Origin of the sequence: Idiomarina piscisalsi (genome assembly GCF_003987095.1) — a bacterium.
Classification (GTDB): Bacteria; Pseudomonadota; Gammaproteobacteria; order Enterobacterales; family Alteromonadaceae; genus Idiomarina; species Idiomarina piscisalsi.
Map to the genome: position 1 here is coordinate 194,365 of NZ_PIQA01000006.1, position 17,590 is coordinate 211,954.

The 17,590-nt window shown below is 41.3% G+C and carries 16 protein-coding genes; all 16 read left to right on the plus strand.

Annotated elements, in window-relative coordinates; genetic code table 11:
* Nucleotide 1 precedes the first annotated feature (1 nt).
* The 16 genes from CWI73_RS08945 to CWI73_RS09020 all read left to right on the plus strand — a co-directional run bounded on the left by CWI73_RS08945 (nt 2) and on the right by CWI73_RS09020 (nt 17,590).
* Nucleotides 2–1,210 carry an alanine racemase gene (locus CWI73_RS08945; protein WP_126752459.1) on the plus strand — a complete coding sequence of 403 codons (1,209 nt, stop codon included), beginning with the start codon at nt 2–4 and terminating at the stop codon, nt 1,208–1,210.
* Nucleotides 1,211–1,225: 15 nt separating this feature from the next.
* Nucleotides 1,226–2,239 (plus strand): ATP-grasp domain-containing protein, encoded by a 1,014-nt coding sequence (locus CWI73_RS08950; RefSeq protein ID WP_126752460.1) that lies wholly within the window; start codon nt 1,226–1,228, stop codon nt 2,237–2,239.
* 36 nt (nt 2,240–2,275) lie between these two features.
* The gene (locus CWI73_RS08955; RefSeq protein WP_126752461.1) at nt 2,276–3,319 is read left to right on the plus strand and encodes a sulfotransferase; all 1,044 of its coding nucleotides are present in this window, start codon (nt 2,276–2,278) and stop codon (nt 3,317–3,319) included.
* Nucleotides 3,320–3,359: 40 nt separating this feature from the next.
* Nucleotides 3,360–4,772, plus strand: coding sequence for a lipopolysaccharide biosynthesis protein (locus CWI73_RS08960; RefSeq protein WP_198675172.1), 1,413 nt, complete (start codon nt 3,360–3,362; stop codon nt 4,770–4,772).
* 51 nt (nt 4,773–4,823) lie between these two features.
* Nucleotides 4,824–5,759 (plus strand): glycosyltransferase family 2 protein, encoded by a 936-nt coding sequence (locus tag CWI73_RS08965; protein ID WP_157980632.1) that lies wholly within the window; start codon nt 4,824–4,826, stop codon nt 5,757–5,759.
* 1 nt (nt 5,760) lies between these two features.
* A complete protein-coding gene (locus CWI73_RS08970) occupies nt 5,761–6,645 on the plus strand; it encodes an ATP-grasp fold amidoligase family protein (protein WP_198675173.1) in 885 nt (294 codons plus the stop codon).
* Nucleotides 6,646–6,649: 4 nt separating this feature from the next.
* The gene (locus CWI73_RS08975) at nt 6,650–7,753 is read left to right on the plus strand and encodes a glycosyltransferase (RefSeq protein WP_198675174.1); all 1,104 of its coding nucleotides are present in this window, start codon (nt 6,650–6,652) and stop codon (nt 7,751–7,753) included.
* A 58-nt stretch (nt 7,754–7,811) separates the two neighbouring features.
* Nucleotides 7,812–8,915, plus strand: coding sequence for an EpsG family protein (locus CWI73_RS08980; protein WP_126752465.1), 1,104 nt, complete (start codon nt 7,812–7,814; stop codon nt 8,913–8,915).
* 40 nt (nt 8,916–8,955) lie between these two features.
* Nucleotides 8,956–10,068 carry a glycosyltransferase family 4 protein gene (locus tag CWI73_RS08985; protein ID WP_126752466.1) on the plus strand — a complete coding sequence of 371 codons (1,113 nt, stop codon included), beginning with the start codon at nt 8,956–8,958 and terminating at the stop codon, nt 10,066–10,068.
* A gap of 4 nt (nt 10,069–10,072) precedes the next feature.
* Nucleotides 10,073–10,921 carry a glycosyltransferase gene (locus CWI73_RS08990; RefSeq protein WP_126752467.1) on the plus strand — a complete coding sequence of 283 codons (849 nt, stop codon included), beginning with the start codon at nt 10,073–10,075 and terminating at the stop codon, nt 10,919–10,921.
* Nucleotides 10,914–11,861 carry a UDP-glucose 4-epimerase family protein gene (locus CWI73_RS08995; RefSeq protein ID WP_126752468.1) on the plus strand — a complete coding sequence of 316 codons (948 nt, stop codon included), beginning with the start codon at nt 10,914–10,916 and terminating at the stop codon, nt 11,859–11,861. Before CWI73_RS08990 ends, CWI73_RS08995 begins: the two co-directional genes overlap by 8 nt.
* 14 nt (nt 11,862–11,875) lie before the next feature.
* A complete protein-coding gene (locus CWI73_RS09000; RefSeq protein WP_126752469.1) occupies nt 11,876–12,424 on the plus strand; it encodes a sugar transferase in 549 nt (182 codons plus the stop codon).
* A complete protein-coding gene (locus CWI73_RS09005) occupies nt 12,421–13,476 on the plus strand; it encodes an NAD-dependent epimerase (RefSeq protein ID WP_126752470.1) in 1,056 nt (351 codons plus the stop codon). The genes CWI73_RS09000 and CWI73_RS09005 overlap by 4 nt, the downstream gene beginning before the upstream one ends.
* Before the next feature lie 123 nt (nt 13,477–13,599).
* Complete coding sequence (locus tag CWI73_RS09010; protein ID WP_126752471.1) at nt 13,600–16,362, plus strand: SLBB domain-containing protein; 2,763 nt, start codon at nt 13,600–13,602, stop codon at nt 16,360–16,362.
* Nucleotides 16,363–16,487: 125 nt separating this feature from the next.
* Nucleotides 16,488–16,784 (plus strand): hypothetical protein, encoded by a 297-nt coding sequence (locus CWI73_RS09015; RefSeq protein ID WP_126752472.1) that lies wholly within the window; start codon nt 16,488–16,490, stop codon nt 16,782–16,784.
* Between the two features lie 119 nt (nt 16,785–16,903).
* Complete coding sequence (locus CWI73_RS09020; RefSeq protein ID WP_126752473.1) at nt 16,904–17,590, plus strand: YjbF family lipoprotein; 687 nt, start codon at nt 16,904–16,906, stop codon at nt 17,588–17,590.

A 17,590-nucleotide genomic window follows, 5' to 3' on the forward strand; every position in this document is an offset into this window, starting at 1 on the left:
TATGAAGCTGTCAAAACTAGATTTTAATGTACTCGATATGCTTTCTCAAAAAATGGGAAAGTCATTTTACATTTTTTCAAGCCAACTATTTGAAGAAAACTATACTAGGTTTAGTAAAACCTTAAAAAAGTACTACAAGAACAGCCATGTAGCTTATGCGGTTAAAGCCAACTATATGCCTGAAATAATAAGAAGTCTCAGTACCTTAAAAGGAACTGCTGAAGTAGTGTCAAATTTTGAGTATGACGTTGCTAGAATGTTTCTTGATGGTCGAGACATTATTTTTAATGGACCAGTAAAGTCCGAAAGTGATATAGAAAAAGCAATAAAGGAAGGTTCTACTGTAAATATAGACTCATGGTACCAGATTGAATTAATCCAAAAATTAAGCGGTGACTTCAGCCGCATAGAGTTAGGGCTTAGATACAACTCAAATGAGGTTTTCTCAGATTGCCGCTTCGGATTTAATTATGAGAATGGTGATCTAGCTCGTGCTGTTGAAATGCTGAAGGCTATCGACAATGTAAAAATTACTTCGTTACATTCGCATTACTCATCTTCAGATAAGTCTCCGTCCTTTTTTGAAAAGCGCGCTAGAAAATCAATTGAACTTCATAAAGAGTTGACTCTAACAGATCTTCAGACAGTCAATATTGGTGGTGGGTTTATGGGAACCTTACCAGCAGCTTTACTTGAACAGTTTGGTGGAGTACAGCATTCTTTTGAAAGTTATGCAGAAGTATTGGGGCGCACCTTTTCAGATGAATACGGAGAGCATGGCCCCCGGCTAGTTATAGAACCTGGTGTATCGCTGGTAGGTGACACAATGAAATTAGCCGCAAAGGTTTTAGAAATTAAAGAAATGCACGGACGTTTATACGCCGTACTAGACACTAGCATTAATGTATTGAATCCCACACGCTCAAAGGTTACTCCATCGTGTTCAAGCTTATCTTCAAGCGATAATGGGGAAACAGGCGCTAGAGAATACACGTTGGTAGGAAATACATGCATGGAAACCGACATACTTGTCGCAAACTTTAAAGGAAACCTTTCAACAGGAGATTTTGTCGTTTTTGACAATAGAGGAGCCTATTCAAATAACTTTACACCAGCATTTATAATGCCGCAGCCTGGTATTGTTACCACTGAGGGTAAAGTTGTTAAGCAGCCGGACGACATACATAGTATTCTGCACACCTACTCTTAACTTAAGCCTTAATACATGAATATTCTCTTAACCTCTGTTGGACGTCGAAGTTATTTAGTCGACTACTTTAAAGAAGCTGTGGGAACAACTGGAAAAGTCTTCTCTGCTAATAGTGAAAAACTAACCAGCGGTATGGCTGTTGCTGATAAATCGTTTGTTGTTTCTAGGGTTGATAGCTCAAATTACATTTCTGATCTGTTAAAAATATGCCATGAAAATGAAGTGAAATTAGTGGTCTCACTTTTTGATATTGACTTGCCTTATTTGGCTAAAGAGAAGGCTAGGTTTAAAAGTTCAGGGATAGAGTTAGTAGTTAGTGACCCGTGGGTAGTCGATATAGCTAATGATAAATGGGAAACGTATAAGTTTTTTAGAGAAAAAAAGTTTAATGTGCCTGCGACCTTCCTGACTATTGATGATGCGCTCGCTTCATTAGAAAGTAATCAGATAAGTTTCCCTTTAATCATTAAGCCTCGGTGGGGAATGGGGTCCATTTCTCTGTTTAAAGCCGATGACATCGATGAGCTGCAGTTCTTTTATAACTATTCAATCAAAAAGATTCAAGAATCTTATCTTAGTATATTATCGTCTGCTGAGCTTAATAGATCCGTAGTAATTCAAGAGTGTATTCATGGTGATGAATATGGGTTGGATGTTTTTAACGATTTAAAAGGTAACTATTTAATAACGGTGCCAAAGAAAAAGATAGCAATGCGTGCTGGGGAAACCGATATAGCCATGGCAGTTAAGGATGACTCTTTGCTAAAACTTGGTGAAGAAATATCGAAATGTTTTAAGCATCCAGGGAATATAGATGTAGATGTTTTCAAGGGACGTGATGGTAAACAATACGTTCTAGAGGTGAATGCTCGGTTTGGAGGTGGCTATCCCTTCAGTCATAGTTTTGGTGTAAATATGGTTCAGTCAATAGTCGATGAGGTTAACGGGCTGCCGCCTAGCGTACAGTCTCCCTTAACTAATAAAGTTGCTTTGAAGAGCATTAATGTTTTACTGGCCAATGATAGTTAGTTAATAAATTCAATGAAAAGCTGTGAGGTTAATTAAGTGAGCCAAAACAACGAAAAACGTTCTAAGTACTTTAATAAGAACGACTCCTTAGAGAACCTTTTAGAAGATTTATCAGGACTACTAAAACCGGGAAATAAAGAGCTGCTTAGTGTAAGCGATGGTGAGAAATATTCTAAAATCTTCGTTGTTGGGGCACTTCGCTCTGGAACAACACTTTTAACACAGTGGTTAGCTAATAGTGGCTTAGTTGCATATCCAACAAATTTATTGTCGAGGTTTTATGGCGCCCCACTAGTAGGGGCTAAAATACAGCAACTTTTAACAGATCCTCGTTACAATTTTCGAAATGAAATTCTTGATTTCAATTCTGAGGTCAATTTTAATTCTGAAAATGGAAAAACTAAGGGCGCGCTTGCACCGAATGAATTCTGGTACTTCTGGCGCCGCTTTCTCCCCTTCGACGAACTGGACTATATGCCAACGGAAGAGTTAAAAGAAAATGCCAATCTGACAGACTTCCGTGACGAATTAAACGCATTAGCTAACATCTTTGAAAAGCCCTTTGCTATGAAAGGGATGATTATGAACCAAAACATCCCAGAGCTCTCTGAACAGTTTGATAAACCTTTGTTTATCTGGATTCGTCGAGCTCCCATATTTAATATTCAATCCGCGCTGGAAGCCCGAAAACGCCAGTACGGTGATATCAACACCTGGTATTCGTTTAAGATAAAAGAATACCCGCATTTAAAAGACTTAGATCCGTTGGAGTCCGTAGCTGGCCAGATCGCTGCTATTAACTATTCTGTAGAACAAGGCATTGCCGCATTACCAGACCACAAAAAGCTGGTGGTTCAGTATGAAGATTTCTGCCAACGGCCGAAGAGTTATTACAACGAAATAACGCAGAAATTGATTCAACAGAATGGACTAGCTGCTGATCAAGTTCCGAAGTATTCTGGCGAAAAGTCTTTTTCTAATACTAACCAGTGGAGATTGGCGGAGTATTCACAGGAAGAAGCCGAGCGAGTCTATAAAAAATTGCTAATAACAAGGAGTAGAGCCACTCATGTTAGTTAGAGTTGAATTTGAGGTTGGCTGCTAACTTCTGATGAAAAAAATGAATAGAAAAATTGGAATGGGGGTTCTCTGGAACCTTGCCAATTTGTTCTTCTCGAGAGGCGCGACAACAGTATTTACACTTCTCCTTGCTAGATTTTTAGCTCCGGAAGCGTTCGGTTTAGTAGCAATGGCGGCAGTCGTTTTTGAATTGGCTAGTGCATTTGTGCAGTCGGGACTTGGCCAAGCGTTAATAAGAAGTAAATCAGTTTCAGATGATGACTTTAATACAGTCTTTCTTGCTAATCTCGGTCTTAGTGTTATAGCTTATGCTGCTGTTTTCTTTTCTGCTCCTTATGTCGCACACTTTTATGATCAACCTAAACTGACCATTTTGGTGCAAGTTATGGGGCTGGTTGTATTTATTAATGCAACCAAAGTGGTTCAACTCGCCGTGCTCAGTCGCGCTATGAACTTCAAAGCGCAGATGAAAGCAAATACTACGGCTTCTATTGCTTCCGGCGCACTCGCAGTCGCGTCGGCTTACTATGGCTTAGGTGTTTGGAGTTTAGTAGTTATGACGCTAAGCCAGGCATTTATCTCTTCAGTTATATTTTGGTTTGCAAGCTCGTGGCGACCGTCAATGGTATTTAGCTCAGAGTCATTTATAAAACTTTTCGCATTTGGTAAAAACCTTTTAGCTGAAGGTCTCTTGAATGTTGCGTTTGAGAATTCATATGTATTAGTAATCGGTCGTTTTTTTAGCGCTGAGGTTACGGGTTTATACTTTTTTGCAAAGAAGATTAGTAATCTTATATCGCATCAGCTTAGCAGTTCTGTTCAGCAAGCGACATTTCCGGCACTGTCAACTCTCCAAGATAATAATGAAACGTTGAGACATAAATATCGTCAAGTTATGCAACTGATGATGTTTTTAATAGCTCCTGTCATGGCGTTACTTGGATGCTTAGCATCTCCGCTATTTGAATTATTATTTGATGAAAAGTGGCAAGGAGCTGTGCCTTATGTTCAGTTGTTAAGCCTCGTTGGTGTTTTATACCCTTTGCATGCGTTAAACATTAACCTACTTAAAGTTAAAGGGCGTTCAGATCTGGTATTAAAAATAGGTCTTATTAAGAAAATTGTTAATTTAACGCTGCTTTTCTTAGCTATTCCTTATGGAGTTTTAGCTATTGCTGCTAGTCAAGTGGTTGGTAGCATTTTAGCTCTCATTCCTAATACTTATTATTCATCAAAGCTGGTTGGCTACTCATTAGTGTCTCAACTTTTTGACGCAGGTAAGCCTCTTTTCGCTGCGCTAACTGCCTCTGTATGTGCGCATATTTTCATCGATACTATAAGTTTACCTTCTTCACTGAAGGTAATAATTGGAGGAGTTCTTGCACTGTCGGTGTTTTTAGCTATTAGCAAAATAATAAAAGCGGAGGCTCTTCAGTTAATATTAACAAGCTAAAAAATAATGTTTCTTTAGGTAAGTAAGTTGAATAGAGAGTGGTATCTAAATTTGACAAAGAAAACACCAGAGGAAGCCGATATCTTAAAATACTGGACTACAGAAAATAGTCGACCATTAGTAAGTATTTGCTGCGCCACATATAATCAAGAAAACTATATTGAAGATGCTATTATTGGCTTTCTGTCTCAGAAAACGTCATTTCCTTTTGAAATCATCATAAATGATGATGCATCTACAGACTCTACACTGGATGTTATATTACAGTATGCCTCAAAGTATCCAAACATCATTAAAGTAAATACCCATAGAGAGAACCAATACTCAAGAGGGGTTAAACCGGTTCGAGACATTTTGATTCCTCAGGCCAAAGGGAAGTATATTGCCTTATGTGAAGGTGATGACTATTGGACTGCTTCGGATAAATTGGAAAAACAAGTGAAAGCTCTAGAAGAGAAAGAGACTTGTAACATCTGCTTTTCAGCAGGGGAAGCACTATACGCCAATGGAAGAAAAGAGCCTTTAGCAGTGCATGGATTAGATGTAGTTCATTATGAGGTTGGTGATGTTGTTTCAGGTGGTGGTGGATTTATGCCGACCGCTTCAATTATGGTAAGAAATGTAAAAGAGATTATTGAACGTTTACATAAAATTGATAGCCCTGTAGGCGATGTTGTTTTACAGATCCTATTTTCTTATGAAGGTGGGGCTATTTTCATCCCAGAGAAAATGGTTACTTATAGGGTTATGTCGGTTGGAAGTTGGAGTTCTAGTCGGTCTCTTGAAGAGCGGCTAAAGCATAGGATAAAGATGTTAAAAACCTATAATCAAATAGCAAATATGTACCCTATACTAGCGCAACAACTCTCTCGAACCAGTAGGAACGCTTTTTATGCGGATATGAAGGTATCGATAAAAAAGAAAGATACTTTAACGTTTATTAAACTTCTAATTATCTACTTCCGTAGCGTTTTTAGTAGGGGTTGATATGAAAAAAATTATTAAATTTGTAGTTATGAATATTTGGTTTTTAAGGCGAGTTTATTTTTATTTACGGTTTGTTTATAAGAATAAATATATCCCTAACTTCAGGAAGCCAAAAACATTTAATGAAAAAATTAATTTTAGAAAAAAAAATGCTAAAAATAGTTTATTCGTAACTTGCGCCGATAAAATAAAGTGTAAAGAGTACGTCTCCGATAAGGTTAATGAAAGCATTTTAATTCCCAACTTATACGTTGGAAGTTCGTTGTCTCCAGAGCAGTTGTCTAGCATAAACGAAGCTAATAACGGGTGTGTGGTGAAAGCCAATCATAACTCTGGTCCGGTTTATGTATTAACGGGCAATGAGAGTTTCGATCGATTAGAGTACATTTGTAATGACATAGAACGTCAACTTCGTATCGATTTTGGTAAAATTCAAAAGGAGCCTTGGTACAGTCACATAGAGCCCAAGGTTTTAATAGAAGAGCGTTTAATTACAGAAGATGGTCGAGACTTAGAAGACTATAAATTTCATGTTTTTACTGATAAGGATGGTACACAAAAAGTTGTATTACATGTTGATTTTGATCGTAATGCCAATCATAACCGCTCTTTTTTTTCGGAAAGTTTAGAATGGCTTCCTTTCTCAGTTCGTTACCCAGTTATAAAAACCAGTATAGATAAGCCTAAAAATTATGAAAAGATGCTTGAAGTCGTCAAGCAGTTAGCGGATCCGTTTAGCTACGTGAGGGTTGATTTGTATAATATAGGTGGAAAAATTTACTTTGGTGAGTTAACTTTTGCACATGGCTCAGGTAGTGAGGAATTCTCGACCTATGCTCATGACTTATGGATGGGAAAACTTTGGACGGGATCACCAAGCTATTAATAAAATGAAAGGAAAGTCAGTTACTCTACTTTTGGGAACTCTTTCGGGAGGAGGTTCTGAATCTGTTTGCATTAACCTTGCGAATTTCTTGTCGGCTCGGGGATGGGATGTAACCTTAGTTTGCGTAAACTTGAAAAGCCGTGATTATGAAAGTGCTGTTACAGATAAGGTTAACTTAGTTGATCTAAAAGCCCCAAGACTAATGCTTGCTTTTTTCTATTTAATTCCTTTCCTTAGAAAGGAACAGCCTTCACTAGTTTTAAGTTTCCATTACTACACGGCTTCCCTTTTGTTGCTATGCAGACTTTTTTTAAGAAAAAAATATAAAGTTCTATTAAGAAACAATATATCTCTTTCTTCGTCTGAAAAGAATAAAGAAGGTTTGGATAAAATAGCTTTCAAATTTGTAAAGTTAATTTACAAGAAGTTTGATGCAGTAATAAGTCAGTGCAAAAGCATGGAAAAGGAGCTACTATCCAGCTACGGTGTATCACCAAAAAAGTCTCACGTTATTTATAACCCATTAAAACCCTTACAAATTCAAAAGAACAAAAAAGAAATTAAAGGTGTGCCCGAGAATTATATTTTGAGTGTAGGGAGACTTTCCGATCAAAAGCAATTTCGGCATGCAATATACGCACTTAAGATGCTTTCTGAACAGGGTTACGACAGTTTAAGGCTAGTTATTGTTGGCCAGGGGGGGGAGCTTAAGAATCTTAAAGATTATAGCAGGGAACTTTGTGTTAGCGAACGCGTAATATTCTTGGGGTTTACAAAGGAATTAGGAATGCTTTACAAGGGAGCTAAACTTACATTAATGACTTCTAAGTTTGAGGGCTTTCCAAATGTTCTTATAGAGTCAATAAGTGTTGGTACCCCGGTGGTTAGTTATGATTGCGCGACTGGCCCATCTGAAATAGTGGTTGACAATGTCAATGGCCTTCTTGTTGAAAAGAACAATAAAACTCGACTTGTAAAAGCTTTAACTAGTGTTTTGGATGCTGACTGGGATAGTGATGAAATTATAGGGACCTCATTAAGGTTCTCTCCTGACTCCATTGTACCTCAGTATGAGAGGCTGCTTTTGTCTTATCAGAAAAATAATTAAACATGGTGCGAAAAACGGTTACTAAGATACTGTCATTATTTCGGTTTGAGGATAAGTTTTGACGCACGTTGGTTTATTTGTAACTTTTTTTATAGGCTTAGTTAGCGCATTATTACTACTTAGTAATGATGGTAATGGAAAAAAATACTCTCTTTTCTTTTCTGTCCTACTAGTATTCTTGTACGTCATTTTAATGCTAGTTCGAGATGTTTCAGCACCAAATGATTTCGGCAATTATACAATAATGTATGAGCAGTTAACCTCATTTGGAAAAGTCTGGAATGCATATCATGGAAACTATACTTTTAGTTTCCTTCAATACCTAGGTAGAGCTACAGGGTTATCTTCAGAGCAATTTCATGCGCTGTTTTCTCTTTTAACTGCTTTATTGATGTACAGAGCGTTTTATCTTCTCCTGGAGGACAAAAAGTACGCACTTATTGCTTTTGCGTTATTTCTTTTATCATCAACTTTTATCTTTTTATACGCGAATGTTTTAAGGCAAGGGTTGGCACTTAGCCTAATGATGCTTGCTGCTGCTTACTATTGGAGGCGCAAAGGGTTTAGCTTTCTAATTGTTTCTGTACTTGCTTTTTTCGCCCATTTCTCCGCTATTATCTTCTTTTTGGCTATTCTACTTGGCAAATGGTTGCCATTGAGGAGGAATCTTGGCCGGGCTCTTCTTATCCTATTGCCTGCTCTTCCGCTATTTGGCTACATACTCATGGACGTGTTAGGTCTAGTTAGCCTATTACAGAGCGTTGAGAAATATTCGAACTATGACTACAGCAGCAAGATATTTTACGTAAAACTAGTTATTTCGTATTTTTTCTTAGTTTCGCTTTTTATTCTAAATAACAGTAATAAGAAGTACGCATTTCAACCTAAAGTAAACCTAGCGGAAAAGAGCACTTACGTTTTCTCGGTTTATGGTTATTTAATTGCAGCCAGTTTTGCTTTGTTATCTATTCCTCTTATGTCGGCTAGGGTTCATTACTTTTCAAACGCTTTAATGCCAATGTTGGCTGTTATCTTTTTGTTTTTGCCTTTTAGGCTTCGCTTTGAAGTTAAAGTTACTCTTGTTGTTGCTATTGCAACTGCAGTTGGCATGGTTAGCTACTTCTACCCTTCATCGGCGTCGCAGCTGGGTGTTTATGGGTAACAGAAAATCTACTTCTTTTGCACAGTTATAAGGTTTTACTTTGAAAGTACTTTACCTGGTTTCCACACTGAAGCGGACTGGACCTACGAACCAGCTTTTAAACTTGGTCTCGAGAGTTAGCAATAAATTTGAAACTGTTGTGGTGACGCTTTCACCTGAGGAAAATGATTCTCTTAAAAACGACTTTATTGGAAAAGGCGTTAAAGTTAGATCTCTTAACCTTTCGAGACTTGCCGGACTTTTTTGGTCAAAGAAAGCGTTAAAGGAAGTAATCCTAGATGAGCAGCCCGACATCATTCACAGCCAAGGTGTACGCTCAGACAGCTTGGCTGTAAGAGCATCTTCCTTTATACCCAGCATAACTACCGTAAGGAACTTTCCTCAGTTAGATTTACTGATGACCTATGGTAATTTCAAAGGTAAGCTGCTTGAGTTGAATCAACTAAAAGCATTAAGAAAAATGTCTGCTGTCTGCGGAGTATCACGAGCTGTAACTCGAAATCTAATTAGTCACTATGGTTTGGATAAGGTTACGTGTGTTCTAAATGGTGTTGATACTGAAAGGTATAGCTCCGTATCTAACGACATAAAAGAAGAGCGTCGTAAAAGTCTCAACTTGCCTGTTTCCGAATACCAATTCATATCGACAGGGCACTTAAGCTCGCGTAAAAACCCAATAGGCTTAATTAATGCGTTCCGGGAAGCGTTCGGAACAGGGGAAAAGGTATCATTGGTAATGGTTGGTGGTGGCGAGCTTGAAAGTGAATGCAAGCTGTTAGCTAAAGATCTCAACATTCATTTTACTGGGCGAGTAACAAACGTTCACGACTATTTAGCAGCAAGTGATTGCTTTGTATCAGTGTCTTTAGCGGAAGGTATGCCTAACGCGGCTCTAGAGGCTATGGCAACTGGTTTGCCGGTCATTCTGTCAGATATCCCTCCTCATAAAGAGATATTTGAGCTCAACTCTAATATTGGCTCTCAATTCCGATTAAATGAGCCTGATGAGCTGGTTTCCAAGTTAAAAAGTATGATTAGTGATAACCGTGATAGTTATACCGCCGCATTAAGCGAGATTATTGAATCAGAATTGAGCGCTGATGTAATGGCCTCTAGGTACATGTCCCTGTATAAAAGCATTCTGGGAACATAATCCAATGACAGAACTAAATAATAAGTTGAACATTTCGGTATTAATGTCAGTTTACGATGGGGATAAGCCGAATTGGTTTGATGAAGCCTTGCACAGCATTCTCGTTGAACAATCTCCCGGTCAGTTGGTTTTGGTTATTGATGGTACTATTTCCGAGAAGCTGGAAAACATAATAAGTAAATATTACAACGTGAACCCCGATGTTTTAAATGTTATCCGTCTGGATAGAAATAAGGGGCTTGCTCACGCATTGAACGTTGGGTTGCGTTATTGCAATTATGAATTGGTAGCAAGAATGGATGCTGACGATATTAGTTATCCAACGAGGCTAAAAACACAACAGTCTTACTTTTTAAAGGATACTGACTTAGATATTCTTGGGTCACCTGCTATTGATATAGACGCAAATGGGGCTTCAGTTGGTTTGAGAGGCGTACCCATTTCGCACCAAGAAATTTATAAGCTGATGTGGACCTGTCCTTTGATTCACCCCTCCGTTATGTTTAAGAAAGACAAGATCTTAGCGGCTGGAGGTTATTCCGAAAAACTGAAAAGAAGGCAAGATTACGAATTGTGGTTCAGGTGTGCTGAGCTGGGGTATCGCTTTAAAAACGCAGAAGAAACATTAATAAAATATAGAATAACTGAGGACACTCATAAACGTAACAACCTTTCTGTGGCATGGAGTCAATATAAAATCGGTTTAAGTGGTGTATCGTCTCTAGGGCTTGGTGTAAAAGCCCGTTTGGGGGTTGCTTTTCCTGTAATAAAAGCATTATTACCTACTCCACTAAGGAAGTTACTCATACATGTTTCTAATGTGTTTGACCCTCGAGGGAGAAAGAATGCTTAGTGGCTCATTAGAAAATATAGGAGTTCTCGTTACAGGCTCCACAGGCTTTATCGGGCAGGTGTTAAGTCAAAACCTTATACGCAGCGGCTGTGAAGTAACGGGCACCGCAACTAAGAAGCGACCGGGAGTTCTGGCTGTCCCCTTAACAACTGACGACTGGGGGCACGCGCTGGAAGGCATCGACACAGTCATTCACTGCGCTGCATTAGCTCATGTTCCAGAGTCAAAAGACGAATCGTTCAAAGCCCAGGTTCGTGCATTGAATGTAGAAGCTCCAGCAACCCTAGCCAGGCAAGCAAAAGAACACGGCGTAAAGCGCTTTATATTTCTAAGCTCAGTAAAAGCTATGGGTGAGTCAACACCGCCCAATTCACCTTACAGAAACAACAGCGAATGCTCACCAGAAGACCTATACGGTAAGTCAAAACGCGACGCGGAGCTGGCCTTAAAAAAAGAGTTAGAAGGCTCAGCTACTGAACTCGTGATTATTCGACCTCCTTTGGTCTACGGTCCTGGGGTAAAGGGGAACTTTAAAGCGTTAATGGGGCTGGCAAAAAAGAACCTGCCGCTTCCGTTTGGTTCAGTAGAAAATAAAAGAAGTTTGGTTTCGCTCGACAACCTTGTCAGCTTAATTGTTACTTGTGTCAAACACCCAGAGCCTTTAAACGGTACTTTTTTGGTTAGCGATGACCACGATGTTTCAAGCAAAGAGCTTTTTGAAACTCTAACCCGGGCTTATGGTAAAGACCCCAAACTTTGGCCATTTCCAGTAAGTTTAATGAAGCTTGGCGCAACAATTTTAGGTAAAAAAAACATTGCTGACAGGCTGTTTGGTAATTTACAGCTCGACATTAGCCACACAAAAAAGACTCTTAACTGGGAACCTCCCGTCGCCTTCGAAGACGCCATACAAAAATGCGTTAATTCAGAAAACCAATAGTGGTAATTCATTCAATGATTCGATGCCTCGATTTTATATTCGCGCTACTGGGCTTAGCTGTCGGGCTGCCTATACTCATTCTGCTGACTCTTATAGGCTTGTTCGACACAGGTTCTCCTATCTTCCGACAAGAACGAGTAGGCAAAAACAAAAAGCCCTTTGTCTTAGTCAAATTCAGAACCATGAAAAAAGACACCGCTTCTGTTGCAAGCCATTTAGCCAGCAGTACGTCTATTACTAAGTTCGGCCATTTTTTACGCCGCACTAAACTGGATGAGCTTCCTCAGCTTTGGAATGTTTTAAAGGGCGAAATGAGTCTAGTTGGCCCACGGCCAGGGCTTTTTAACCAGGAAGAGCTAACCCAAGCGCGCGAAGCAAAAGACGTGTTTAACGTTCGCCCTGGCATAACCGGGTTAGCGCAAGTAAACGAAATAGACATGTCCACACCGCAGTTACTGGCAGAAACCGACGCAAGAATGATTAGCACACTCAATATAAAAAGCTACTTTCAGTATATTTTAATGACGGTTACCGGCAAAGGTTCTGGAGACAGAGTGAAATGAAGGTGTTAGTAACAGGAACAGCGGGCTTTATTGGTTTTTACACCGCCTTGAAACTGCTTAAACAAGGCCACCAGGTAGTAGGGCTGGACAGCATTAACGACTACTACGATGTAAACCTAAAATATGGACGACTGAAAGAAAGTGGTATCGACAAAGACGACATTGAGTACGGGGCTGCAGTTCAATCTCAAAGCTATCCAGACTACCGTTTTATAAAGTTACAACTTGAGGATAAAGCTGCACTCAACGGCCTGTTTGAAAATGAGCAGTTTGACGCCGTCTGTAACCTAGCCGCCCAGGCAGGGGTGCGTTATTCACTGGAAAACCCCGACGCTTACATAGACGCTAACATTGTCGGATTTATGAATGTGCTTGAGGCCTGCCGTCATAACAATGTGAAAAACTTGAGTTATGCTTCTAGTTCATCGGTGTATGGCTTGAATGAGGCTATGCCGTTTTCAACTTCGCACGGAGTTAACCACCCGGTTAGCTTGTACGCGGCCACGAAAAAGTCGAATGAGTTAATGGCGCATACCTACGCACACTTGTATGGCATACAATGTACAGGGCTGCGCTTTTTTACCGTTTATGGGCCTTGGGGCAGGCCCGACATGGCGCCTTTTATTTTCACCAAGGCAGCATTGAACGGTGACACCATTAAAGTCTTTAATAACGGTAAAATGAAGCGTGACTTCACCTATATTGACGACATTGTCGAGGGTGTGGTGCGCGTTATTGAAAACCCATGCGAAGTCAACAGTGAATGGAGTGCTAAACAACCGGACCCTTCCAGCTCCTCGGCGCCTTATAGAATTTATAATATAGGTAACAGCCAACCCATTGAGCTTATGACTTTTATAGAGGCTGTTGAAAATGCGGCGGGCGTGGAAATACAAAAAGACTTTCAGCCCATCCAGCCCGGCGATGTTGTTGCTACTTATGCTGACGTTTCTGAACTAGAAGCCGATATGGGGTACAAACCGGCTACGCCTGTTAAAGAGGGCATGAAACGCACGGTTGACTGGTATCGCAGCTTTTACAGTATGGCTTAAGCTGTTACTTTTCTCTGTTAACAAATTGCTGTATCTTACTTAACACTTTTACCTGTTGCCGCGCTCAAGTTTCAATACTGGGTTTTAATACTAAAGATAATTGAGGGTTACACCTTGCTGACTATGAATAAAAACGCCTTAAACGCCATGCAACTATCTGTATCTACTGTTTTCTTTGCTGCCTTTTTTGCTTTGGTAACAAGCTTGTTTTCAGTAAATGCTGCGGCGCAGTCTATGCCCAGCCAGGAACAGTTAGAGCAACTGCAAAGCTTGCCGCGTGCGCAGCAAGAGGCACTGGCGCGCCAGTATGGTATTGACCCTTCAGCAATTGACGAATTTAACGCCGCCCAGCGTGACGGCGACTCCAGTGCCAAGCAAGAGATAGATCCGGTTGGTGAGCGTTCGAGTAATGGACAAATGGGTCAGGCAGGCTCGTCTTTCTTACCGGCTGATTTAGAAAAAGAATTCAGCCGTGGCCGTTCAGAGTTAAAACCCTTTGGTTATGACATTTTTTCTGGCGAGCCTAAAACCTTCGCACCAGTAGCGCATGCGCCTATCCCTGCTAACTACTTAATTAGCGTGGGCGATGTTATTCATGTAGAACTGTTTGGTAAGCAAGATGAGAGTTTTAAGCTAACGGTAAACCGTGACGGCAGCATTGTTTTGCCCGACGTAGGTGAAATGAAAGTTGCCGGTATGACGTACTCACTTATGCAAGAGATGATTCACCATCAGGTGCAGGAGCGCCTTATTGGTTATAAAGCGGCCGTTAGCATGGGCGAACTGCGCTCTATTCAGGTATTTATTGTGGGCGAGGCCTACAAACCGGGAGCCTACACCGTCAGTTCGCTGGCTACCATAAGCCAGGCCTTGTATGTAGCGGGCGGCGTTTCTGATATTGCCTCATTGCGTTCGGTGCGTTTAATGCGCGGCGGTAAAGTCGCATCCGAATTTGACTTATACGACTTACTGCTACAAGGCGACGCGTCTGCTGACAAGATTCTAAAAAGTGGTGACGTTATTTTTATTCCGGCACGCGGCGACATGGTGGCGGTAAAAGGTGAAGTAAAACGCCCTGCGCTTTACGAATTAAAAGGCGATGAGACACTAGAAGACGTTTTGGAATTTGCCGGCGGCGCTACCGACTCAGCCTATTTAAGCTCTGCCGAACTGCGCAGAATTGTAAAAGGTAAACGCCTGGTTAGCACTGTAGACTTAACGACAGAAAAAGACTTAAACCGTGAGCTTAATGGTGGTGACGCTTTAACCATTCGTCAGGTATCGCAAGAGCTGGACAACAGCCTGATGGTTGTAGGTGCGGTTACCCGGCCAGGATATTACGAATGGCAAAATGGTATGCGCATTAACGATATATTGCGTGACGTTCGCCATGACCTATTAGAGCAGGCTGACTTGGGCTACGGTTTGGTAGTGCGCGAGGAAGGCCCACGCCGCGACGTGAAAATTCTGCAGTTTGATGTGGCAGACGCTATTAACGGTGTTGAGGGCGAAAATTTGCGCCTGAACGAACGTGATCAGCTGGTGGTTTTCAGCCGCTTTGAAACCAAAGCGGAAGAGCGCGATAACTTGTCACGTTATACCTTGTCGGAACAAGAGCGTGAATATCAGCAGCGTCAGCGCCAGTTAGATGCCTATCGCGACGCCTACTTAAATGACGTGGTTAATACTAAATTAGGGGGCTCTTCAGAAAGTCCCGATGCTGAAAACGAAGACAAAATAGTACCGTTGCGCGAACTGTTTACTGAAAAACAGGAAGAAAAGCCGACGGTAAAAGAAGAGTTGGCGATGTATTCGCGCCAGAACTTACTAGAGCCTATTATGCAGCGCTTGCAGCGCCAGCGCACGGAAACGGGTAATGCGCCATTTGTTTCTGTAGCTGGTGAGGTGATGCACCCGGGCATTTACCCCTTAGTTGAAAACGCAACGGCTGAGAAGTTATTGGCCGCAGCGGGTGGCCTGAAAAATGGTGCCTACATGGACCAAGCCGAAATTACTCGCTGGGCTATTGGTAAAGACAACGCCAACACCGACTATTTAAAAATAGATTTAGCGGCAGTACTAAACGGTGAAGTCGATGTGCCGTTACAGGGTCGTGACCGTTTAAACGTGCTGAGTATACCTGAGTGGCAGAATACTTACGAAGTTACTCTTCGTGGCGAAGTGCGCTTCCCCGGCACTTACGCCATTAAACGTGGCGAAACCCTGACCGACGTTATTGAACGTGCCGGCGGCTTCACCGACCATGCGTTTCTTGAAGGTGCTGTATTCACGCGGGAGGAGCTACAAGAACAAGAGCAAAAACGCAAAGAGATGCTCGCACAGGAACTACAGCGTGAAATTGCGAGTAATATGATTACCGGTACCGGCGACGCTAACCAGTCTTACGAGCAAATGCGCACCTTGCTGGCCGACTTAATGTCGACACCGGCGGTGGGTCGTTTAATTATGGATTTACCCAAAGTGTTGTCAATGAACGGCACGCGTGACGTGCAGTTAAAAGACGGCGACACACTGCATGTGCCTTCACGTAGTGATTCCATTAGCATTATGGGTGAGGTACAAATGGCCACCTCGTATCGGTTTGACCCAGAGCTAACGGTTGATGACTACATAAGCCGTAGTGGCGGAACAAAAGAGAAAGCCGATACTGACCGTATATACGTAGTCAAAGCTAATGGCGCGATAGAACCTTATAAAGGCGGCAGTACCTGGTTTGGCTTTGGCGGTGGTACCGAGCTACAACCCGGTGACGCCATTGTGGTTCCGCTGGATACGACGTACCAGGAGAACTTAGAGTTGTGGTCGCAAGTAACCAATATTATTTATAACTCGGCAGTGGCAGTTGCAGCCATTACGAGTATTTAATGGTCATTCGATAAATCTTGTTTGCATTTTGTTGCGTAGCAACATAATATGGAAATTGCTGTTAAACGGATATTTTCTATTTACAGCGATACATGTATCTATATCTCTGGAGTGAGGTTAATTTTATGAAAACTTTAGCATTATCTATTATTGCTGCGTTGGGTTTAGCGACTGCACCAGCAATGGCTCAGCAGGGTGCTGCTGGTGACGAAGCTGCTGGTAGCGGTATCGGCGGCATGTCAACTCAAGCAATGGTGTTTGCAGGTGTTGCGGCAGCAGCAACTATCGCTGTTGTTTCTGACAGCTCTTCAAACCCAGCAGTTGACGACAATGAGCCGGAAGAGCCAGAAGGTCCTACTCACACTGTGACTGTGACTGGTACTGGAACTAACACTTACACTATTACTGTTCCAGTACAGTAATAGTTTTAAGTAGGCTATTTCGAAGCGCTTCGCAATAGCTTCTTAAATATCATGTGATAAAATACCGCCTTCTGGCGGTATTTTTTTATCAACATTCCGAATAACTTAAGAGATTTTCCATGTATCGTTACTGGCTTGCTTTTCTCTCCGTAATTTTATTGTCGTCTTGCACTACGGTGACCGATGAAGTTCGTGCGACAGTAGAATATGCATTTAAAAGTACTGAAGACGCCGAGCTTTCCTCCGAGAAAATTGAAAATTTTCCTTATACGTCTCTGTACGCGCAGTGGCAGGGTAAGGCTAGGGCGCATATTGTACTCGGCTACGTCGATAAACCCGATGACTGGCACTTCATTACTGCGGAGAAAGAAACCCTAGTGATAAGGAATGGACGGGTTATAAGAACTCAAGGGTTAGAAGACAACTTACTGAGCGTTTCTAACAAGAATCAAGATCCATTGAGCTGTATAGTAACCGATGCAAATAACTGCAAGAAAAAGTGGCAACGCCATCATGACTATAGAATTAACGGTGAAACAGTCAGCCGCCAGGTAATATCATCGTTTAGAGTGGGTGAGCAAACCGTTTTAAATATGCCTTTTGGCTCTGTTAAAGCAACTGAAGTAACGGAAAAAGGGCACTTTGTACTGACTAAAGAGTCTTTTGTTAATAAATACTGGATTGAAGAAGACGGGCATGTTGTAAAAAGCGAACAGCAAGTGTTTCCTAATACACCTAAGCTAATGCTAACTCAGGTTACCTGGATAGGTCGCGACTACACTCCCTCTGAAAATACTGAAAAATGA